Source organism: Streptomyces gobitricini, assembly GCF_039532985.1.
Taxonomy (GTDB): Bacteria; Actinomycetota; Actinomycetes; order Streptomycetales; family Streptomycetaceae; genus Streptomyces; species Streptomyces gobitricini.
The window spans coordinates 20,766-39,622 of the sequence record NZ_BAAASR010000002.1; the positions used below are offsets into that span (position 1 = coordinate 20,766).

The window sequence follows — 18,857 nt, forward strand, 5'->3', positions numbered from 1 at the left end:
CGGCCGCCGTGGCCCGCCGCCGCGTCACCGGGCGGGAAGCGGTGACCGCGACGGGGGCCGGGGCTGCCGAGTCCGGAGCGGTCCGCCGCCGGCCGGGGCCTCAGCGGTTCGCCGGAGGGACTTCCGGGTGGCTGCCCGCCCCTGCGGAGGAGCCGGGGCCTTCCCGCCCCGTGGGCCCGCCGGGGGCCGTCAGGGCGTGCCGTCCTCGGGGGTGTCCTTGGCGTCGTGCCATTTGGGGTCGGTCTCCCACTGGAGGTTGCGCTCCCGAGCGGTCTCCATGGCGTGGGACGCCTCCTCACGCGTCGCGTACGGCCCGAAGCGGTCCGCGGCGCGGCACTCCGGGCCCTCCTCGACCCTTCCGTGCTTCAGGCAGTAGTACCACTCGCCCGGCTTCCCGACAGTGCGCTTCTTGAACAGGGCCATCTCGGCTCCTTCCTCTGTCGCAAGGGTGCCCCCGCGACGCCTGGTTAGACTCGCTGGCATGTCTGGCCAGTCGCTGCTCGTACCAGGGGAACTCTCCCCCGCCCGTTCCGTCCCCGGATCCATCCGCCGCCCCGAGTACGTGGGCAAGCCCGCCCCGGCGCCGTACACCGGCCCGGAGGTGCAGGACGCCGACACCATCGAGCGGATGCGTATCGCGGGCCGCATCGCCGCGCAGGCGATGGAGGAGGCCGCCAAGCGCATCGCGCCGGGTGTGACCACGGACGAGCTGGACCGGGTCGCGCACGAGTACATGTGCGACCACGGCGCCTACCCGTCGACGCTCGGCTACCGGGGCTTCCCGAAGTCCCTGTGCTCCTCGGTCAACGAGGTCATCTGCCACGGCATCCCCGACTCCACCGTCCTGCGCGACGGCGACATCGTGAACCTCGACGTGACGGCGTACATCAACGGCGTCCACGGCGACAACAACGCCACCTACCTGTGCGGCGACGTGGACGAGGAGTCCCGGCTGCTCGTCGAGCGGACCCGCGAGTCGCTCAACCGCGCCATCAAGGCGGTCAAGCCGGGGCGCCAGATCAACGTCATCGGCCGGGTCATCGAGTCGTACGCCAAGCGCTTCGGCTACGGGGTGGTGCGGGACTTCACCGGGCACGGGATCAACTCGTCGTTCCACTCCGGTCTGATCATCCCGCACTACGACTCCCCGCACGCCACCACGGTCATCCAGCCCGGCATGACGTTCACCATCGAGCCGATGCTGACGCTGGGCACCCACGAGTACGACATGTGGGACGACGGCTGGACCGTCGTCACGAAGGACCGCAAGCGGACCGCGCAGTTCGAGCACACGCTCGTGGTCACGGAGACGGGTGCCGAAATCCTGACGTTGCCCTGACGCGGCGGGCGGGTAGTCTTTTACCGACAGGTCGTCGGGAACCGGTTGACTGAGGTTTGCCTGAGCAGGAAGATCGACGGTAGTGGCGGTCCCGGCCGCCACGTCCCGTCCCCACCGGTCCCCGGAGGCCCGCCTTGGACGCACGCGGCACCGCCACCCCGTTCTCGACGCTCATCCGCACCGCATCGCACCAGCAGCACACCGAAGCGGAGAACTCGACCTTCATGAGCGACCTGCTCGGCGGGCGGCTCGGCATGGACGCCTACGCCCGCTACACCGAGCAGCTGTGGTTCGTGTACCGGGCCCTGGAAGACGCCGCCGACGCACTGCGGGACGACCCGGTGGCCGGGCCGTTCATCCAGCCGGAGCTGTTCCGCACCCCGGAGCTGGAGCGGGACCTCGCGCACCTGCGCGGCGCCGGGTGGCGCGCGGCCCTCACGCCGCTGCCGGCCACCGCCGCGTACGCCGCCCGCGTCGAGGAGTGCGCCCGGACCTGGCCCGCCGGGTACGTGGCGCACCACTACACGCGGTACCTGGGCGACCTGTCCGGCGGCCAGATCATCCGGGACAAGGCCGAGCGGACGTGGGGCTTCGCCCGCAAGGGCGACGGCGTGCGGTTCTACGTCTTCGAGCAGATCCCCAACCCGGCCGCGTTCAAGCGGGGTTACCGCGAGCTGCTGGACCGGGTCGAGGCGGACGACCTGGAGAAGCAGCGGATCGTCGACGAGTGCAGGCGCGCCTTCGACTTCAACGGCGCGGTCTTCCGCGAGCTGGGCGCCGAGTTCCCGCTGAGCGCGTGACCACCGCCTCCCCGCCCGGGCGCCGCCCGGGGCTCAGCGCCTGACCTCGCGCACCCGGCCGCCGAGCTCGATCGTGCCGTCGGGGCCGGGGGCCGTCAGCAACTGCGACCCCCGGCCCTGCGTGATGTTCAGCGCCCTGCCCAGACGGGCGGTGAGCAGCAGGGCGGCGGCGCCGGTCGCCTCGTCCTCCTCGATGCCGTCGCCGCGCCCCGGGAACGCCCGCGCCCGCACCCGGCCGGCCGCCTCGTCCTCCCACGCCCACGCGTAGACCCACTCCCCCGGCGGCGGCACGTCCAGCGCGTCCACCTCGCGGGCCGACGCGTACCGGCGCACCGTCCGTTCCGGTGCCCACTCGGCGCGGGCCGTGATCCAGGTGAACTCGCCGTCGTTCCGTGTCCAGACCTCGCCCGCCGGCGGGTTCAACACCTCCAGGTCGAGCAGCCAGGCGGTACCCACGAGCGGGTGCCCGGCGAACGGCAGGCGCACGCCGGGCGTGTAGATGTCGACGACCCCGCGGTCGGGGTCGTCGACGAACACGGTCTCGCTGAACCCCAGCCGCTTGGCGAACGCCTGCCGGGACGCCTCGTCGGGGTGGGACCGCCCGTCGCGCACGACACCGAGGAGGTTGCCGTGGCGACCGTCGCCCCCGCAGAAGACGGCGACCACGTCGTATGCAGTGTTCACCCGGGCATTGAAGCACGCGGGTGGGGCGCGGGGCCCGGGGCCCGGAGGCGGCGGTGCGGGCACCGTATCCGGTCCCGGCGCTCGGGCTGTCCCCGGCCCCGGTAGGGTTCGGACGGTCAGTGGGGGTCGAGGAGCAGAAGGCAACCGATGAGAAGGCTGGGTCGGGGTCGGGCGGCGGGGCTCGCGGCGACGACGGTGGCGACGGTACTGGCGCTGACGGCGAGCGGGTGCGTGACGGTGCACGGTGAGCTGGAGGTCGTCCCGGCGGCGACGAGGACCGAGGCGGCGGAAGCCCTCACGGCGTTCACCGACGCGTACAACGCGGCCGACAAGGCCTTCGACCCGGCTCTCGACGCGGGGCGGGTCACCGGCGCGCTGGGAGCGATCAACCAGGCGGGGTTGAAGTCCCGGAGTGTCACCAGCCCGGGCGGCAACCCCGCCCACCGGCCCCTGCGGCTCACCGACGCGCGGTTCGCCATACCGAAGAAGGCGGGCTGGCCGCGCTGGTTCGTCGCTGACACGGACTCCAATCGGGACACGGACAGCGGCGCGGACGACACCCGCTGGGTGCTGGTCTTCGTGCGCAACGGGCCCGAGCAGCTGTGGGAGGTCGCCTACCTGCAGATCCTGCCCGCCGGCGGGGTACCGAAGTTCCGGACGGACCAGGAGGGATGGGCGGAGCCGGTCGCGCCGGACTCCACCGCGCTGGCGGTGGCGCCGAAGGACCTGAGCGAGGAGTACACCTCGTACCTCCAGACCGGTAAGCCGGCCCACTTCGCCGCCGGGCCGCACACGTCGGCGTGGCGCGAGGAGCGAGCGCAGATCGCCAAGCGGCCGGGGCTGGCCACGCAGTACGTGGACCAGCCGCTGGACACCGCCGACTACGCGCCGCTGGGCCTGACGACGCAGGACGGCGGCGCCCTGGTCTTCTTCGCGACACGGTTCTACGACCGGCAGGTGGCTGCCAAGGGCTACCGGCCGAAGGTCAGCCCCGAGGTGCGGGCGCTGATGACGGGCGAGGTCACGAGCACCCTCACCAAGGAGTGGGTGTCCAGCCAGGCGGTGCTGGTGAAGCCGGCCGGCGCGGAGTCGGACCAGGTCACGATCGTGGCCCGGCTCCAGGGCGTGATCGCCGCGACGGGTTCGTGACGCCCCTCGGCGCCGAGCGGCTCGGGAAGCCGCACGTCAGCGCGGACGCGGCCCATGGTGCCCTGTGCGGCGGCGCGGATGCGGCCCCTGGCGCCCTGTGCGGCGTGAGCGCGGGCAGTGACGCCGTGCGTCAGCGCGGGCCAGGGACGCCGTTCACCGGCTGAGCGGCCAGGCCACCGAGTGGTGGTCGTCCTGCCCGTCGTACTGGTCGGCGTGACGCGCGCAGGCGTCGGTGAGCGCCTCCAGCAGCGTCAGCGGGTCCGGCAGCGGGTTCTCCGGGCCGCGTACCCAGTTCACGCCCAGCTCGCCGGCGAGACGGGCCGGGGGCACCAGGACATAGGAGCCGCGGCAGTGCCAGCGCAGTCCCGGGTGCTCGTCCATGGTCTCGGGGTGGCAGTCCAGCTCGCACGGCCACCACTCGTCCTCGTCCTCGGGGGTGCCGCGGGTGGCGGTGAAGAACAGCATCCGGCCGTCCCCGGCCTCGGCGACCGGACCGACGTCGACGCCCTCGCCGAGCAGCCGCTCCAACGCGGCGCGACCGGCCTCCAGCGGAACGTCGAGGACGTCGTGGACCATGCCGGTCGCGGTGATGAAGTTGGCCTGCGGCTGGTCCTGCGCCCACCGCTCGATCTGCGCGCGGTCGGTGGTGGACTGCGTCTGCCAGGCGAAGGAGACGGGATGGCGGGCCGGGGTGGGACAGCCGATGCGCTCGCAGGAACATCGGTAGCCGACGGGATACGCGGCGGGGGCGAGCGGCAGGCCTGCGGCGGCGACGGCCCGGAGCAGATCCTCGCGGCTCGGGGTCTCGACGGCGCCCTTCTTCGGACGCCGGCGCAGCCACTGCGCGAGTTTGTTCTCCGTGCCGCGGTAGCGGCCGATACCGTCGCCCATCTATCCCCTCACACCTCTGCCGAGCCCTGCGGTCCCTGCCATGGTCCCACCATCCTGCGCCTTCGGTGACCGCAAGTCCGCAACCCGACCGCGGTGGCCCGTCCTCCACCACCGCGGAACGGGTCGGTTCGCACGGTTACGAGGCGGTTCGCCCCCCTTCGGAGGCGGCGGGGCGTGAGGAGCTCCACGCGGCGCGCACCCGGCCCGCGCGACCGGGGCTCACCGGGGGGCGAGGCCGTGCAGGGCGTATTCCACGAGACTGTCCGCGTACGCGTGGGTCAGCGGCGCGGTGCGGAGCAGCCACCGGTGGGCGAGCGGGCCGACGAAGAGCTCCAGGGCGATGCGCGGGTCGATCTCCCGGCGGACCTGGCCGGCCTCGCGGGCGGCGGACAGCCGCTTGACGTACAGCTGGAGCTGGGGTTCCAGCAACTGCTCGACGAACCGGGCGCCGAGCTCGGGGTTGACCACACCCTCGGCGGCCAGGGCCCGGGACGGGGCGTCGTGCCTGGGGTCGTTCAGCTCGTCGACCGTGGCCCGCAGCACGAACTTCAGGTCGGCCTCGAGGTCGCCGGTGTCCGGGATCTCCGTGTCCGCGTCGCCGCCGAGCGCCTCGTTGGCCTGGACCCCGAGGTCGACGAAGGCCTCCAGGAGGACGGCCGCCTTGGAGGGCCACCAGCGGTAGATGGTCTGCTTGCCGACCCCGGCGCGGGCGGCGATGCCCTCGATGGTGGTCCTGGCGTAGCCGACCTCTCCGACGAGGGCGAGGGCGGCGTCGTAGATGGCGCGGCGGGAGCGCTCGCTGCGGCGGGTGGAGTCGGGTGCCTTGGTGTCAGCCATGCTCCTCAATCTAGCAGCGGTGCGAGGCGAGACGTATCGTCTCTTGACAAGACGATACGTCTCGTTCACTCTGAGTACGTCAGAGAGACGGCCACGAACCGAACCGAACCGAAGGGAGCCCACCCATGACCCGTGGTGGAGCAGGAAGCATGCTGGGCGTAGGCGGCACCCGCCGGAAGCTCTCCCGCGCGGCCCTGCGCGGCAGTGGCGGCGGAGGTGTCGGCCGGGGTGTCGACCCGGCCGCGCAGAAGCGGGAGTTGCTGCGGAAACTGAAGGAGGGGCGTACGGCACACGGCGCTCGGTGAGCGCCGGCGTGAACTCACCCGTACGGTCCACTGCGCGAGGGCTCCGCACGGCGCACCATGGCATCCACGCACAGATCGTGCGCCTGCCGTCCGTGAGGAGCCTTCCTTGCCTCGTGACGCAACACCTCGCCGCTACCTGATGTGCCCACCCGCGCACTTCAGGGTGACGTACTCCATCAACCCCTGGATGGACCCCGCGAAACCGGTCGACCTGTCGCTCGCCCTGACCCAGTGGGAAGACCTGCGCGACCGGTACCTGTCGCTCGGCCACACCGTCGAGCTGCTGGAGCCCCGGCCCGACCTGCCCGACATGGTGTTCGCCGCCAACGGCGCCACCGTCATCGAGGGCCGGGTGCTCGGTGCCCGGTTCGCCTTCGCCGAGCGCGCCGCCGAGGCCGCGGTGCACCGCGCGTGGTTCCGTGCGCACGGGTTCACCGACGTGCGCGAACCGGACCACGTCAACGAGGGCGAGGGCGACTTCGCGGTCACCTCGACGTACGTCCTGGCGGGGCGCGGGTTCCGCTCCAGTCCGCTGTCGCACGACGAGGCACAGGAGTTCTTCGGGCGGCCGGTGATCGGCCTGGACCTGGTGGACCCCCGCTACTACCACCTGGACACGGCGCTGTGTGTCCTGGACGACGCGGCCGACGAGATCATGTACTACCCCGGCGCGTTCTCCCCCGGCAGCCGCTCGGTGCTGCGCCGGCTGTTCCCCGACGCGCTGATCGCCGAGGAGGAGGACGCCGCGGCGCTCGGGCTGAACGCGGTGAGCGACGGCAGACACGTACTGCTGCCGCAGGCCGCGGTGGGGCTGCTCCGGCCGCTGCGCGAGCGGGGGTTCGAGCCGATCGGCATGGACCTGGGCGAGCTGCTCAAGGGCGGTGGCAGCGTGAAGTGCTGTACGCAGGAGCTGCGCGCCTGACGGCCGGGCGGGGGCCGGGCGCGCACGGCCCGGCCCTTCCGTACCCGGCCCGTACCCGGTACGGCCCCGTACCCGTACCCGCGGGTACGGGGCGCGGGTACGGGTAGGGGTCCGCGGTCCGCGTGGTCAGTCGTCGAGCAGGATGCGGTACCGGGCGATGTCCCCGTGGAAGGTGAGCTCGGCCTGACCCTCGGCCTCCACGTACTTCCCCGTACCACCGGTGACCGCCGAGCGGCCCCCGTGCGGATGGCGGCCGAAGCGGTCGATGGTGTCGCTCAGGCTGATGCTGCCGTCGTCGGTGCGCAGCACCCGGTGGCACAGGGCGACGTACCCGTGGCGCGTCACGTCGACGGCGCTGCAGTGCGCCGACGCGTCACCGATCTTCTTGCCGGGCTTCCCCTTCTTGTTGGTGTACAGGTGGGAGTGCACGGTCCAGTCGGCGCCGACACGCACGCGCTCCGGCTTGCCGTCGGACTGCTTCACCGCCAGCCAGTCGAGCACCTTCACGGAGTCCTTCGGCGCGTCCTTCGGCGTGGGCTTCGGTGCCGCCACGGCGGTGAACGTCAGCGCGGTGGTGGCGAGCACCGCGGTGGTGGCGGCCACGACGCCGCCGGTGAGAAGCCGGGCGCGGGAGCGGGTGTGGGTGCGGGGCATGGAACCTCCAGGGAGTGGACGGAGCGGGAACGAGCCCACCTCAACTCCGCCGGAGCGCTCCGGGCAGCCGCCACGGGCACGACGTCACCCGCGTGGTCGCGCGCTGTCACCCCGTCAGCGGGGCGGCCACTCGTCCGCCCAGGCGGCGTCGCGGGCGGCCCTGTAGAGGGCGCCGTGCCGCTTGGTGACCGTCTCGCGGCGCAGCCCGTCGTCCTCGGTGCACAGGTCCAGCAGGACCTGGCCCTTGCGGATCTGGGGCTTGCGGGTGATCCGGGCCGGGGCGGGGGTCACGGGGAACCGGGTCGCCACGACATAGGCGAACTTCTCGTCCTCGTACGCGAGGGAGCCGCCCTTCACCTGGCGGTGGAGCGAGGAGCGGCTGACCCGGGTGGCGAAGTGGCACCAGTCGGTGCCCGGCTCGATGGGGCAGGCGCCGCTGTGCGGGCAGGGCGCGGCGACCGTCAGCCCGGCCGCGATCAACTGGTCGCGGGCGGCGATGATCCTCGCGTAGCCGTCGGGGGTGCCGGGTTCGACGATCACGACGGCCCGGGCGGCGCGGGCGGCCTCGGTGACGAGGTCGGCGCGGTCCTGGTCGGTGAGCTCGTTGAGGACGTACGACACGGTGACGAGGTCGGTGCTCTCGACGCGGAGTGCCGCACCGATGCGAGAACGCTGCCACGCGGCGGTCTCCAGGGCCGCGATCCCGGACGCCGCCGCGAGCTCGCGGCCCAGCTCCAGCGCCGGTTCGGCCCAGTCCAGCACGGTGGTGCGCGCCGAGGAGTCCCACGCCTCGGCGACGGCCCAGCTCGCGGCGCCCGTTCCGCCCCCGATGTCGGTGTGCGTGTCCGGCGCCCACTCCGGGGCGGCCTCCCTCAGCGCGTCCAGCGCCGCCCGTACCGCCTCGAACGTCGCGGGCATGCGGTAGGCGGCGTAGGCCGCGACGTCGGACCGGTCCCGCAGCACGGGAGCGCCGGTGGGGACCGTCCCGCGGTAGTGGGAGATGAGCCGGTCGACGGCCTGTGCCGCCTGCGTCGGCGGGAGCCCGTCGAGCAGCCCGGCGAGGGCGCCGCGCAGGGCTTCCGCGGTGGGGAGGGAGGCGTTCACCGATCCATGGTAGGCGGACCGGCGGCACGCTCCGCCGGCGGCCGGGAACGCCCCCGCCCCTCGACGCGCGAACGGCTCGGGCGTACGGCGGTTGCCGCGCCGGCCGCCCGTCGGCCGGGGGGGACGGTTACGCGGGGCGCGGCTGACGGTCCGGCCGCCGCTGCCGCCACGGGCGGCACAGGCCAAGGAAGCAGGCCACGGCGCCCAGCGCGCACGCCAGCTGGACCACGGCCATCGGTACCGCCGTCGCCTCGCCCGCGATGCCGACGAGCGGAGAGGCCACCGCGCCGATCAGGAACGAGGACGTGCCCAGCAGCGCGGAGGCCGACCCGGCCGCGTGCGGGGTGCGCATCAGGGCCTGGGCGTTGGTGTTGGGCATCGCCAGGCCCATCGCCGACATCAGGACGAACAGCCCGGCCGCCACCGGCACGAGCCCCACCTCGCCGAAGACCCCACTGGTCATCAGCAGCAGCGCGGCGGACGCCACGGTGATCACCGCGAGGCCGAAGCCGAGCGCCTTGTCCATGCTGACGCGGCCCACCAGCAGTTTGCCGTTGATCTGGCCGACCGCGACGAGCCCGACCGAGTTGATGCCGAACAGCAGGCTGAAGGTCTGCGGCGAGGCACCGTAGATCTCCTGCACCACGAACGGGCTGGCCGATATGTACGCGAAGAGGGCGGCGAAGGCGAGCCCGCCCGCGAGCATGTACCCGGAGAACACCCGGTCGGCGAGGAGTCCGCGCATCGTCCGCAGCGCTTCGCCCACCCCGCCGCCGTGCCGCCGGGCGGGCGGCAGCGTCTCACCGAGCCACTTCCAGACGACGAGGGTGAGCAGTACGCCGACCACGGTGAGGGCGTGGAAGACGCCGCGCCAGTCGGTGACCCGGAGGATCTGGGCACCGATGAGCGGGGCGATGATCGGGGCGACCCCGGAGATCAGCATGAGGGTGGAGAAGAACCGGGCCATCTCGACACCGTCGTACAGGTCACGCACCACCGCTCGGGCGATCACGATGCCGGCGGCGCCCGCGAGCCCCTGGAGCAGCCGGAACGCGATGAGCAGTTCGGGACTGGGCGCCAGGGCGCAGACGGCGGTGGCGGCGATGTACACGAGCATGCCGATGAGCAGGGGGCGGCGGCGCCCCCACCTGTCGCTCATGGGACCGACCACCAGCTGGCCGAGCGCCATGCCGGCGAGGCAGGCGGTCAGCGTGAGCTGGACGGTCGCCGCGGGCGCGTGCAGGGCCTGGGTGACCTCCGGCAGGGCCGGGAGGTACATGTCCATGGACAGCGGCGGCAGCGCGGTGAGCCCGCCCAGCACGAGCGTGACGAGCAGACCCGCCCGCCTCGCGGCAGCGGGCGTGCCGGTGCCGGTACCGGAGGCGGTGCCGGTGCCGGGGGTCTCCGGGGCCTGCTCGGTGGCCTTCGGGCGCTCGGTCGGTATGTGTCCTGGCGTACTCGGGCCGCTTTCCGGCATCTCATCTCCTGGTCGTGGGGGCCGCGCCTATGCTCTCAGCTCGTCAGCAGTCGTTGAAACCTCAATTTGAGGAGCTGGGTATGGGCGGGACCGTGCGGTGGGGCGTGCTGGCGACCGGGGGCATCGCGGCGTCGTTCACCACCGATCTGTTGCAGATGCCGGACGCCGAGGTGGTGGCCGTGGCGTCCCGTGCCGCCGCGTCGGCGGAGGCGTTCGCCGAGCGGTTCGGGATACCGAGGGCGTACGGGAGCTGGGCGGACCTGGCGGCGGACGGCGGCGTGGACGTCGTGTACGTGGCGACGCCGCACTCGGCGCACCGGGAGGCGGCCGGGCTGTGCCTGGAGGCGGGCCGGGCGGTGCTGTGCGAGAAGCCGTTCACGCTGAACGCGCGTGAGGCGGAGGAGCTGGTGGCGCTCGCCCGGGAGCGCGGGCTGTTCCTGATGGAGGCCATGTGGATGTACTGCGGGCCGGTCGTCCGGCGGCTGGTGGAGCTGGTGCGGGACGGGGCGGTCGGTGAGATCCGGTCCGTCCACGCGGACTTCGGGCTGGTGGGGCCCGCCGACCCCGGGCACCGGCTGCGGGACCCGGCGGTGGGTGGCGGCGCGCTGCTCGACCTCGGCGTCTACCCGGTGTCGTTCGCGCAGCTGCTGCTGGGCGAACCGGACCGCGTCCAGGCGGACGCGCTGCTGTCGCCGGAGGGCGTGGACCTGAACACGGGGATGCTGCTCGGCTGGGACTCGGGGGCGACGGCGTCGCTGTCGTGCTCGCTCGTGGCGGACACGCCGCTGACCGCGTCGGTGTCCGGGACCAAGGGCCGCATCGAGTTCCCGCGCGGCTTCTTCTACCCGGAGGGGTTCGTCCTGCACCGGGAGGGGCGTGAGCCGGAGGAGTTCACGGTGGCCGGGCGGCGCGACAGCCTCCAGCACGAGGCGGCGGAGGTGATGCGCTGCCTGCGGGCGGGCGAGACGGAGTCGCCGCTGGTCCCGCTGGACGGGACCCTCGCCGTGATGCGGACGCTCGACGCGGTGCGGGACCGCATCGGCGTCCGCTACCCGGCCGACGAGCACCCGGCCGACGAGCCGGTCACACGGGTCTGAGGCCCGGGTCGCCGGCTTCGGTCACGAACGAGGCGGCCGTGGTGACCGGCGCGCCCGGCGTCGTCACGGCGGCCACCGTCCGGTAGTCGGCGCGGGCCCGCTCGCCGGTCAGGGTGACCGTCACATAGCCGCGCCGCCCGTTGTAGAACTTCAGGTGGGGGTTGGCGCGGGTGAGGTTGTCCCAGTTGGCGGGTTTGTCGGCGCCGTCCTTGCCGCTGGCGATGGACGTGGCGACGATCTCGGTGCCGACGGTCCGCGACGCCGGGTCGTCGAAGTCGGCCTTCAGGTCGAAGGCGTATCCGACGTGGACGTCGCCGGTCAGGACGACGAGGTTCTCCACCCCGGCGGCCGCCGCGCCGTCCAGAACCCGCCGGCGGGAGGCGGGGTAGCCGTCCCAGGCGTCCATGGAGAGCTTGAAGTCCGAGGTGGGGAGGTTGCGCCGCTGGGCGAAGGTGACCTGCTGGGGGACGACGTTCCAGGTGGCGGTCGTGTCCTTCCACCCGTCCAGCAGCCAGCGCTCCTGCGCGGCGCCGATCATGGTGCGTGAGGGGTCCTCGGACTCGGGGCCCGGCGTCTGCCAGCCGTCGCCGTAGGCCTGGTCGGAGCGGTACTGGCGGGTGTCGAGGATGTCGAACTGCGCGAGCCGGCCGAACCTCAGCCGCCGGTACAGCCGCATGTCCGGGCCGGTCGGCCGCTGCGGGGCGCGCAGGGGCTGGTTCTCCCAGTAGGCGCGGTACGCGGCGGCACGGCGCAGCAGGAACTCCTCGGGCGGCACGTCGTTCTCCGGTGTGCCGCCCGCGTAGTTGTTCTCCGTCTCGTGGTCGTCCCAGGTGACCACGAAGGGGTGTGCGGCGTGCGCGGCCCGGAGCTCGGCGTCGGTCTTGTACAGACCGTAGCGCAGCCGGTAGTCCTCCAGCGTGACGGTCTCGCGGTTGAAGTGGGCGGGGAGCCGGCGGTCGGTGAGGTTCCGTGCGCCGCCGGTGGCGTTGACGGCGTACTCGTACAGGTAGTCGCCGAGGTGGAAGACGGCGTCGAGGTCCTCGTCGGCGAGGTGCCGGTACGCCGTGAAGTACCCGTCGTGGTACGCCTGGCAGGAGACGGCGGCAAGCTTCAGCTCGCCCACGCGGGCGCCGGGACGGGGGGCGGTGCGGGTGCGGCCGGCGGGGCTGATCCAGGTGCCGGCGCGGAAGCGGTAGTGGTAGACGCGGTCCGCGTCGAGGCCGGTCACCTCGGCGTGGACGCTGTGGTCGAACTCCGGGTGGGCGGTGGCCTGCCCGCGTCTGACGACGCGGGTGAACCGGGCGTCGTGGGCCAGCTCCCAGCGGACCTGGACGCGCGCCCTGGGCATGCCGCTGCCGGGTTCGTACGGGCGGGGCGCGAGGCGCGTCCAGAGCAGGACGGAGCCGGGGAGCGGGTCGCCCGAGGCCACGCCGAGGGTGAACGGGTCCTCGGTGATGCGGCGGGCGTCGGCCTCGGCGGCGTGGGCGGTGCCCGGCAGGTTCACCGAGAAGGCGAGCGCGGCGGCGGCCCCGGTGGCAGTGAGGAAGCCGCGGCGGCCGAAGTGGCGGGCGGCGGCTCGGAGTTCGGGCGCGTGCTGGGCTTCCTGCCGGGTGCCGGCACGGTGTGCGGGCGTCATGGACCCTCCCCTGGTGGTGTGTGTCAGGGGCATCCCAGCCGTACCGGTTGTCGGGTACACAACATCCACATGTCGGCCGTATGAGTTCCGCGTGCCGGACTCTCCCGTACGCTGCGGCCCCATGAGCGCTGTACGGAGGATCGCGGTGGTGACAGGGGCCGGCTCGGGCATCGGCCGGAGCGTGGCGCTTGCGCTGGCGGAGGACGGCTGGTCCCTGGCCCTGGCGGGCCGCCGGGCCGAGCCCCTTCAGGAGACGGCGGCCCTGGCGGAGGCGGACGCCCTCTGCGTCCCGACCGACGTCACGTCGCCCGGGGCGGTGACGGCCCTGTTCGACGCCGTCCGGGACCGCTTCGGCCGCGTCGACCTGCTGTTCAACAACGCGGGCACCTTCGCCGGGGGCGGCACGCCCGTCGAGGACCTGGACCACGAGACGTGGCGCGCGGTCGTCGACGTCAACCTCACCGGCGCGTTCCTGTGCGCGCAGGCGGCGTACCGGCAGATGAAGGAGCAGTCGCCGCAGGGCGGCCGGATCATCAACAACGGCTCCATCTCGGCCCACGTGCCGCGGCCGCACTCGATCGCGTACACGGCGACCAAGCACGCCATGACCGGCCTGACGAAGTCACTGTCCCTGGACGGCCGCCCCCACCGCATCGCGTGCGGCCAGATCGACATCGGCAACGCGGCCACCGAGATGACCGAGCGCATGCAGGCGGGCATCCTCCAGGCGAACGGTCAACTGGCGCCCGAACCGGTCATGGACGCGGCGGACGTGGCCCGCACGGTCGCGCACATGGCGGCGCTGCCGCTGGAGGCCAACGTCCAGTTCGCGACGGTCATGGCCACGGCGATGCCCTACATCGGACGCGGCTGACACCCCCGGCCGCGTCCGGCAACTCCGGCACCCGGTCGCCCCGGCACCCGGTGACTCCGGCGCCCCGGCCACCCCGGCACCGGCCGCACCCGGACACCTCGGCACCGCGCACCCGCCCCCCCCCGGCGGCCCGGCCCGGCCCGGCGACCACGCCGGGGACCGGTCACGCCTGGCCCGTCTCGAAGCGGCTCACCTTCCCGTCGCCGCCCACCACGAACCGCCACGCGGTCCGCATCTCGCCCCAGGTGTCGTTGCGGTAGCGGACGACGAGCGCGCGGCCGTCCGCCTGCTCCGACTCGACGTCCATGTGCCCGCCCGAGGTGAAGATCTCCTTCTCGGCCCACTGGTCCAAGTCCCGGTCGGAGCCGTCGTCGGACATGGTGGCGCCGGGCGAGAGCGCGGCGGCGAACGCGGCACGGTCGCCCGCGTTGACGGCGGCGACGAAGGCGCGTACGGCGGGGTCGGTGAGCTGCTCCACGGGGATGGTCACGGTGTCTCCTTCGGTACGGTCACGGGAACGGCGACGCCCCAGCCGTACACCCCCGTACCCGGCTCGTCGCGGACCTTGCGCCATCGGTGGTGCGTCAGCCCCTCGCCCCGGCGAGTGCGCGAACCGCCGTCCCGTCTCCCCCGCGCCCGCCTGACCGAAGCCTTCCGCGACCTCATCCGGGGCCCTGCCCGTACGAGGAACGGCTCCGCGGCGGACGGTCGGCCGTACGAACGCCGTCAGCCAGGCAGCACCTCCACCCGGGCGGTGCCGCTCAGGTGCCCGGCATGCCGTGCAGACCGGTGAGCGGGAACCGGTTCGAACGGGACAGACATGTGGGGCGAAGCCCGTCACTCACGCAAAAACGTCCCTGACCCGTGGTTTCGCCGGTCAGAGACAAAAGGGCAGACGAGTCGGGCTGTACGCCGGGTTCTGTGCCCCGGGACCTCGCGGTCGTCGGGGCGACGGCCATCCATCTAGGACCGGCGTTGCCACCGGTCTCGTGCGGTCTACCCGCGGACTCGGGCGGGCAGCCCTCATGCGTCCGCGCAGGGACACCGGAGGTGTCCCCTTTTGACCTTGCTCCGGGTGGGGTTTACCTAGCTGCCCAGGTCACCCTGGGCACTGGTGGTCTCTTACACCACCGTTTCACCCTTACCGAGGACCCAGGTCCCCGGCGGTCTGTTTTCTGTGGCACTGTCCCGCGGGTCACCCCGGGTGGCCGTTAGCCACCACCCTGCCCTGTGGAGCCCGGACGTTCCTCGGGAAGATCCCCGAAGGGTCTCCACGCGGCCGTCCGCCCGGCTCGTCTGCCGTGTCGCCCATCGTACCCGTCGTATCGGACACCGCCGGCCGGGGAGGAAGCCAGGCGGCTTCAGAGGAAGTCGGCGGTCTCCAGGTCGAAGCCGAACGGCTCCGGCAGAGGGAGCGGCTTGCCGAACGGGACCGTGACCACCTGGCGGTAGTCCTCGCGCTCCGGGTCACTGAACAGGGTCACCGAGGACGCCTCGCAGTCGACCAGCAGGTACAGAGGGATCCCCCCTCGGGCGTAGCACCGCTGCTTGGTCTCGCGGTCCCGCTGCGGCCGGGTGGAGGTGACCTCGACGACGAGTGCCACGCCCTCACACGGCATCCAGGACTCCGCGCCCCGGAAGAGCCTCAGCTCGGCGGGCGCGAAGGTGACGTCCGGGATGACGTGGCTCCTGGGGCAGTTGCCCCCGCTCGGCAGCTTGAGGCCCTTGTTGCCTGAGACGTCCATGTCGGTGCGGGAGCGCCTGATCACTTGCTTGACGATCAGACTGTTGCAGTCCTCGTGGTCCCCGTCCGGCGGCGGCGTCACGACGATCTCCCCCTCGATCAGCTCGGCTCGGAAGCCCTCCGGCGTCTCCAACGCCAGGAAGCCCTCCAGCAGGACATCTGCCTGCGTGAGCGGTTCATGTGCCATGGCAGTCATGTCACGCCCCTTCCTCGGTCGCTCGTCAGACTGGGACATCACCGGGCCGCCTGTCCGTGAGATGGGAGTCGTTCCCTCGATCGTGGCACATGATCGAGGGCGGCCGCGGGATTGCGGTTGACCTTGCCGCAGCGTCAACGTTTCTACTGGCGTCATGCGGATCGGAGAGATCGCCGGCCTCGTCGGCATCACCACGCGGGCGGTACGCCACTACCACCATCTCGGGTTGCTGCCCGAGCCCCGGCGGCGGGCCAACGGCTACCGGGACTACACGCTGCGCGACGCCGTGCTGCTCGCGCGGATCAGACGGCTGACCGAGCTGGGGCTCGGGCTGGACGAGGTACGGGACGTGCTGGCCGATGACGCCGGGCGGGAAATCGTCGACGTACTGGAGGAGCTGGACGCCGACCTGGCGCGCCAGCAGGAGGAGATCGGGGCCCGCCGGGAGCGGCTGGGGGTGCTGCTGGGACAGGCCCGGGCGGGGCGGATGCCCGCCGAGGGGCCGGTGTCGCCGGGGCTGGCCGAGCTGTTCGGGGACATGGCGAGGGCCTCGGCCGCCCTGCCGGGACCGGAGCCGGCGATGGCCGCCCGGGACCGGGAGATGCTCGCCCTGCTGGAGACGGTGGTGCCGGAGGCGGAGAGGGACCGGTTGTTGGGTTCCCTGCGGGAGATGGCCCGGGCACCGGGCGCGATGGAGCGGGCGTACGAGGTGTACGCGGCGCTCGACGCGCTCGCGGACGCGGCGGCCGACGACGTACGGGTGGAGGAGACCGCGCGGGCGCTGGCCGGGCTGCTGCCGGACGACGTGGTGCCGGACGGCCCGGGCGACCTGGACGGCTGGTCCGGCACGGTGTTCTTCGCGGACTTCTCGGCCGCGCAGGCGGCGGTCGTCCGCCGTGCGCTGCGGATCGCGCATGAGCGGGGCGCGCGGTGAGGCGGGGGGTGCGGGGTGCGGCGTATGCCCTGCTGCCCGCCGAGGTGGTGCTTGCCGTGTGCCTGGTGGCGGGGGTGCGGATACCCGGCGCCGTGGTGGTGGGGGCGGAGGTCGCGATCGCCGCCCTGCTGGGCGCGGAGGCCCTGCTGTACGTGCGGCTGCGGCGTGAGGGGGCCGGCCGGCGTGAGGCGGTGCGCCTCTTGGTGCCGGAGCCGGTCGTCCGGCTGGTGGGGCACGAGCTTCGGTTGCCGGTGAGCCTGGTGCGGTGGGTGGCGCGGCGGCCGCACGGGGCCGGGCGGGCGGGCGTCCGGGCGTTCGGGCACGCGCGGGACCAGGCGGCGTACATGTACGGGTTCGCCTTCGTCTGCGTGGTGGAGACGGTCGGCATGTCGTACCTGCTGGCGTCCTGGCCGGTCGTCCACGCCGTCTTCCTGGTGCTGGACGTCTACACGGTGCTGTTCGTGCTGGGGCTGCACGCCGCGTCCGTGACCCGGCCGCATCTGCTGGGAGCGGACGCGCTGCGGGTGCGGCAGGGGGCGCACGTGGATGTGGTGATACCGCTGGAGCGGATCGGCGCGGTACGGCGTGAGTCGCTGTTCTCGCACCCGAAGGAGGAAGGGGTACTCGATCTGGCGGTCGCCTCGCAGACGTCCGTCACCATCGAGCTGGACGAGCCCGTCACCGCCGTACGGCTGCTCGGGCAGCGGTGTGCGGTGCGGGTGGTGCGCTGTCACGCCGACGACGCGCGGGCCTTCGTGGCCGCTGTCACGCGGGCGCGAACAGCGCCTTCGCCCGTCCCGGATCCGCCTGGGTGAGCCGTACGCGCAGCCGCTCGCCCAGCGGGAGCGGCTCCGTGCCGCCCTCGACGCGGGCCACCACCGCCGGGTCGTCCAGGTGGACGGTGCCGACCGCCGGGTCCCGGTCGTGGACGTCGACGACGTACGCGTCGAAGATCTCGCCCACCCGGTCCTTGAGCAGGGCCGCCTCCACGATGTCGACGCATCCGCGCTCGACACCGCCCGCCCGGCGTGAGCCCTCCGCCATGCGCTGCGGGAGGGCGGGCAGGGCCGCCCGTACCCACTCCGGGGGCTCCTCACCGGCGACGGCGGCCACGCACAGTTCGCCGGCGTACCGGTCCACGAGGCGGCGCAGCGGGGCGGTGCAGTGCGTGTACTCGTCGGCGACGGCGGCGTGGACGGCGGGGTCGGGGATGTCGCCGTCGGTGAAGACGGTGTAGCCGGCGCCGCGCAGGAGGGTGGTGCAGTCCTGGAGGAAGGCGGCGTGGCGGGTGTCGCTGGGGTCGAGGGTGCGGACCAGGGTGGCGTACGAGACGTGGTGCGGCCACTCGACGCCGAGGGCCCTGGCGGAGCGGCGGAGGCGGGCGACGGCACCGTCCGGGGCGGTCGGCAGGGTGCGCAGGACGCCGGTGCCGGCGGCGGTCATCAGGTCGGCGGCCGCCATGCCGGTGAGCAGGGAGATCTGCGCGTTCCAGCCGTCGGCGGGGCGGGGTGCGCGGTATTCCAGGGCGTAGGTTCCCTCCTGTTCGACGATCTCCTGTTCGGGGACGTTGAGGGAGATCCCGCCGCGCTCGGTCTCCAGGCGTTCCCGCAGGGTGCCGATCTCGCGCAGCAGGGTGAGCGGCTCTTCGGCGGTGCCCGTGTCGAGCTGTCGCTGGACGCCTTCGTAGTCCAGCCGGGCGCGGCTGCGGACGAGGGCGCGGTGGACGTCGGTGGCGACGCGGCGGCCGTCGGCGTCGAGGTCGACGCGCCACAGCAGGGCGGGGACGGTCCGGTCCGGCAGGAGGCTGGCGGCGCCCTCGGAGATGACGGCGGGGTGGAGGGGGATCCGGCCGTCGGGGAAGTAGAGGGTCTGCACGCGGCGATGGGCCTCGGTGTCGATGGCGCCGCCCGGGGTGACGAAGGCGGCGACGTCGGCGATGGCGTAGTGGACGCGGTAGCCGCCGCCGACGCGGCGTGTGAGGTGCATGGCCTGGTCGAGGTCGGTGGAGCCGGGCGGGTCGATGGTGAGGAAGGGCAGGTCGGTGGCGTCGCGGCCGGGCAGGCGGGGGTCCTTCGCGGCGGCCTCGGCCTCGGCGAGGACGGCGGGCGGGAAGGCGTCGGGGACGTCGAGCTCGGTACGCAGCGCGCGCAGGGCGGCCCGCAGGGGCGCCTGGGCCGCGCCGGTCACACGCATCTGGCGGCGGGGCATGGGTCG

General features: G+C 73.3%; 19 protein-coding genes, 1 other RNA gene and 1 pseudogene. 9 read left to right on the forward strand and 12 right to left on the reverse strand.

All coding sequences use genetic code 11. The features are described 5' to 3' along the window. Nucleotides 1-189: 189 nt before the first annotated feature. Nucleotides 190-423: a hypothetical protein gene (locus ABD347_RS00990; RefSeq protein WP_344355278.1), complete on the reverse strand. Its 234-nt coding sequence runs from the start codon at nucleotides 421-423 to the stop codon at nucleotides 190-192. A gap of 58 nt (nucleotides 424-481) precedes the next feature. Between ABD347_RS00990 and map the strand changes: the two genes are divergently transcribed. Then, complete coding sequence (gene map, locus ABD347_RS00995; RefSeq protein WP_344355279.1) at nucleotides 482-1,339, forward strand: type I methionyl aminopeptidase; 858 nt, start codon at nucleotides 482-484, stop codon at nucleotides 1,337-1,339. 134 nt (nucleotides 1,340-1,473) lie between these two features. Then, nucleotides 1,474-2,139: a biliverdin-producing heme oxygenase gene (locus ABD347_RS01000; protein WP_344355280.1), complete on the forward strand. Its 666-nt coding sequence runs from the start codon at nucleotides 1,474-1,476 to the stop codon at nucleotides 2,137-2,139. 33 nt (nucleotides 2,140-2,172) lie between these two features. On the opposite strand, the gene ABD347_RS01005 is transcribed toward ABD347_RS01000, so the two are convergent. Then, nucleotides 2,173-2,823 (reverse strand): PhzF family phenazine biosynthesis protein, encoded by a 651-nt coding sequence (locus ABD347_RS01005; RefSeq protein WP_344355281.1) that lies wholly within the window; start codon nucleotides 2,821-2,823, stop codon nucleotides 2,173-2,175. Between the two features lie 147 nt (nucleotides 2,824-2,970). Between ABD347_RS01005 and ABD347_RS01010 the strand changes: the two genes are divergently transcribed. Further along, nucleotides 2,971-3,972, forward strand: coding sequence for an SCO2278 family lipoprotein (locus ABD347_RS01010; protein ID WP_344355282.1), 1,002 nt, complete (start codon nucleotides 2,971-2,973; stop codon nucleotides 3,970-3,972). A gap of 153 nt (nucleotides 3,973-4,125) precedes the next feature. Here the strand turns inward: ABD347_RS01010 and ABD347_RS01015 are convergent, their stop codons facing one another. Continuing rightward, entirely contained in the window at nucleotides 4,126-4,863 is a 738-nt protein-coding gene (locus ABD347_RS01015; RefSeq protein WP_344355283.1) for a bifunctional DNA primase/polymerase, read from the reverse strand. Nucleotides 4,864-5,082: 219 nt separating this feature from the next. After that, the gene (locus ABD347_RS01020) at nucleotides 5,083-5,700 is read right to left on the reverse strand and encodes a TetR/AcrR family transcriptional regulator (protein ID WP_344355284.1); all 618 of its coding nucleotides are present in this window, start codon (nucleotides 5,698-5,700) and stop codon (nucleotides 5,083-5,085) included. Between the two features lie 149 nt (nucleotides 5,701-5,849). Here ABD347_RS01020 and ABD347_RS01025 point away from each other — a divergent pair, with 149 nt between their 5' ends. After that, a complete protein-coding gene (locus ABD347_RS01025) occupies nucleotides 5,850-6,005 on the forward strand; it encodes a DUF6243 family protein (protein ID WP_344355285.1) in 156 nt (51 codons plus the stop codon). 82 nt (nucleotides 6,006-6,087) lie between these two features. Next, nucleotides 6,088-6,927: pseudogene (ddaH, locus tag ABD347_RS01030) on the forward strand (dimethylargininase); the annotation flags it as partial. Between the two features lie 126 nt (nucleotides 6,928-7,053). Here ddaH and ABD347_RS01035 read toward each other — a convergent pair. From ABD347_RS01035 to ABD347_RS01045, 3 genes are all read right to left on the reverse strand, one after another. After that, nucleotides 7,054-7,581, reverse strand: coding sequence for a hypothetical protein (locus ABD347_RS01035; protein ID WP_344355286.1), 528 nt, complete (start codon nucleotides 7,579-7,581; stop codon nucleotides 7,054-7,056). A 114-nt stretch (nucleotides 7,582-7,695) separates the two neighbouring features. Next, the gene (locus ABD347_RS01040; protein WP_344355287.1) at nucleotides 7,696-8,685 is read right to left on the reverse strand and encodes a small ribosomal subunit Rsm22 family protein; all 990 of its coding nucleotides are present in this window, start codon (nucleotides 8,683-8,685) and stop codon (nucleotides 7,696-7,698) included. A 127-nt stretch (nucleotides 8,686-8,812) separates the two neighbouring features. Then, nucleotides 8,813-10,162, reverse strand: a complete 1,350-nt coding sequence (locus tag ABD347_RS01045) for a multidrug effflux MFS transporter (RefSeq protein WP_344355288.1) — start codon at nucleotides 10,160-10,162, stop codon at nucleotides 8,813-8,815. Nucleotides 10,163-10,242: 80 nt separating this feature from the next. On the opposite strand from ABD347_RS01045, the gene ABD347_RS01050 reads away from it, so the two are divergent. Continuing rightward, nucleotides 10,243-11,259, forward strand: a complete 1,017-nt coding sequence (locus tag ABD347_RS01050; protein ID WP_344355289.1) for a Gfo/Idh/MocA family protein — start codon at nucleotides 10,243-10,245, stop codon at nucleotides 11,257-11,259. Here ABD347_RS01050 and ABD347_RS01055 read toward each other — a convergent pair. After that, the gene (locus ABD347_RS01055) at nucleotides 11,246-12,895 is read right to left on the reverse strand and encodes an alkaline phosphatase D family protein (RefSeq protein WP_344355290.1); all 1,650 of its coding nucleotides are present in this window, start codon (nucleotides 12,893-12,895) and stop codon (nucleotides 11,246-11,248) included. The two genes, ABD347_RS01050 and ABD347_RS01055, sit on opposite strands and share 14 nt — an antisense overlap. A gap of 121 nt (nucleotides 12,896-13,016) precedes the next feature. On the opposite strand from ABD347_RS01055, the gene ABD347_RS01060 reads away from it, so the two are divergent. Next, a complete protein-coding gene (locus ABD347_RS01060; protein WP_344355291.1) occupies nucleotides 13,017-13,769 on the forward strand; it encodes an SDR family oxidoreductase in 753 nt (250 codons plus the stop codon). A 163-nt stretch (nucleotides 13,770-13,932) separates the two neighbouring features. On the opposite strand, the gene ABD347_RS01065 is transcribed toward ABD347_RS01060, so the two are convergent. From ABD347_RS01065 to ABD347_RS01075, 3 genes are all read right to left on the reverse strand, one after another. Then, complete coding sequence (locus ABD347_RS01065; RefSeq protein ID WP_344355292.1) at nucleotides 13,933-14,259, reverse strand: nuclear transport factor 2 family protein; 327 nt, start codon at nucleotides 14,257-14,259, stop codon at nucleotides 13,933-13,935. Between the two features lie 402 nt (nucleotides 14,260-14,661). Then, nucleotides 14,662-15,064, reverse strand: an RNA gene (gene rnpB / locus ABD347_RS01070) — RNase P RNA component class A. A 66-nt stretch (nucleotides 15,065-15,130) separates the two neighbouring features. Further along, nucleotides 15,131-15,709, reverse strand: coding sequence for a Uma2 family endonuclease (locus tag ABD347_RS01075; RefSeq protein WP_344355293.1), 579 nt, complete (start codon nucleotides 15,707-15,709; stop codon nucleotides 15,131-15,133). Nucleotides 15,710-15,863: 154 nt separating this feature from the next. Here ABD347_RS01075 and ABD347_RS01080 point away from each other — a divergent pair, with 154 nt between their 5' ends. Continuing rightward, the gene (locus ABD347_RS01080) at nucleotides 15,864-16,643 is read left to right on the forward strand and encodes a MerR family transcriptional regulator (protein WP_344355294.1); all 780 of its coding nucleotides are present in this window, start codon (nucleotides 15,864-15,866) and stop codon (nucleotides 16,641-16,643) included. Between the two features lie 8 nt (nucleotides 16,644-16,651). Then, nucleotides 16,652-17,458 carry a hypothetical protein gene (locus tag ABD347_RS01085; RefSeq protein WP_344355295.1) on the forward strand — a complete coding sequence of 269 codons (807 nt, stop codon included), beginning with the start codon at nucleotides 16,652-16,654 and terminating at the stop codon, nucleotides 17,456-17,458. Here ABD347_RS01085 and ABD347_RS01090 read toward each other — a convergent pair. Next, nucleotides 17,409-18,851, reverse strand: coding sequence for an RNB domain-containing ribonuclease (locus tag ABD347_RS01090; RefSeq protein ID WP_344355296.1), 1,443 nt, complete (start codon nucleotides 18,849-18,851; stop codon nucleotides 17,409-17,411). The two genes, ABD347_RS01085 and ABD347_RS01090, sit on opposite strands and share 50 nt — an antisense overlap. Nucleotides 18,852-18,857: the final 6 nt, after the last annotated feature.

Coding starts and splice junctions, on each gene's coding strand:
- ABD347_RS00990 (WP_344355278.1), bottom strand. CDS start 423: ATGGCCCTGTTCAAGAAGCGCACTGTCGGGAAGCCGGGCGAGTGGTAC.
- map (WP_344355279.1), top strand. CDS start 482: ATGTCTGGCCAGTCGCTGCTCGTACCAGGGGAACTCTCCCCCGCCCGT.
- ABD347_RS01010 (WP_344355282.1), top strand. CDS start 2,971: ATGAGAAGGCTGGGTCGGGGTCGGGCGGCGGGGCTCGCGGCGACGACG.
- ABD347_RS01015 (WP_344355283.1), bottom strand. CDS start 4,863: ATGGGCGACGGTATCGGCCGCTACCGCGGCACGGAGAACAAACTCGCG.
- ABD347_RS01020 (WP_344355284.1), bottom strand. CDS start 5,700: ATGGCTGACACCAAGGCACCCGACTCCACCCGCCGCAGCGAGCGCTCC.
- ABD347_RS01025 (WP_344355285.1), top strand. CDS start 5,850: ATGCTGGGCGTAGGCGGCACCCGCCGGAAGCTCTCCCGCGCGGCCCTG.
- ABD347_RS01035 (WP_344355286.1), bottom strand. CDS start 7,581: ATGCCCCGCACCCACACCCGCTCCCGCGCCCGGCTTCTCACCGGCGGC.
- ABD347_RS01045 (WP_344355288.1), bottom strand. CDS start 10,162: ATGCCGGAAAGCGGCCCGAGTACGCCAGGACACATACCGACCGAGCGC.
- ABD347_RS01050 (WP_344355289.1), top strand. CDS start 10,243: ATGGGCGGGACCGTGCGGTGGGGCGTGCTGGCGACCGGGGGCATCGCG.
- ABD347_RS01055 (WP_344355290.1), bottom strand. CDS start 12,895: ATGACGCCCGCACACCGTGCCGGCACCCGGCAGGAAGCCCAGCACGCG.
- ABD347_RS01060 (WP_344355291.1), top strand. CDS start 13,017: ATGAGCGCTGTACGGAGGATCGCGGTGGTGACAGGGGCCGGCTCGGGC.
- ABD347_RS01075 (WP_344355293.1), bottom strand. CDS start 15,709: ATGACTGCCATGGCACATGAACCGCTCACGCAGGCAGATGTCCTGCTG.
- ABD347_RS01080 (WP_344355294.1), top strand. CDS start 15,864: ATGCGGATCGGAGAGATCGCCGGCCTCGTCGGCATCACCACGCGGGCG.
- ABD347_RS01090 (WP_344355296.1), bottom strand. CDS start 18,851: ATGCCCCGCCGCCAGATGCGTGTGACCGGCGCGGCCCAGGCGCCCCTG.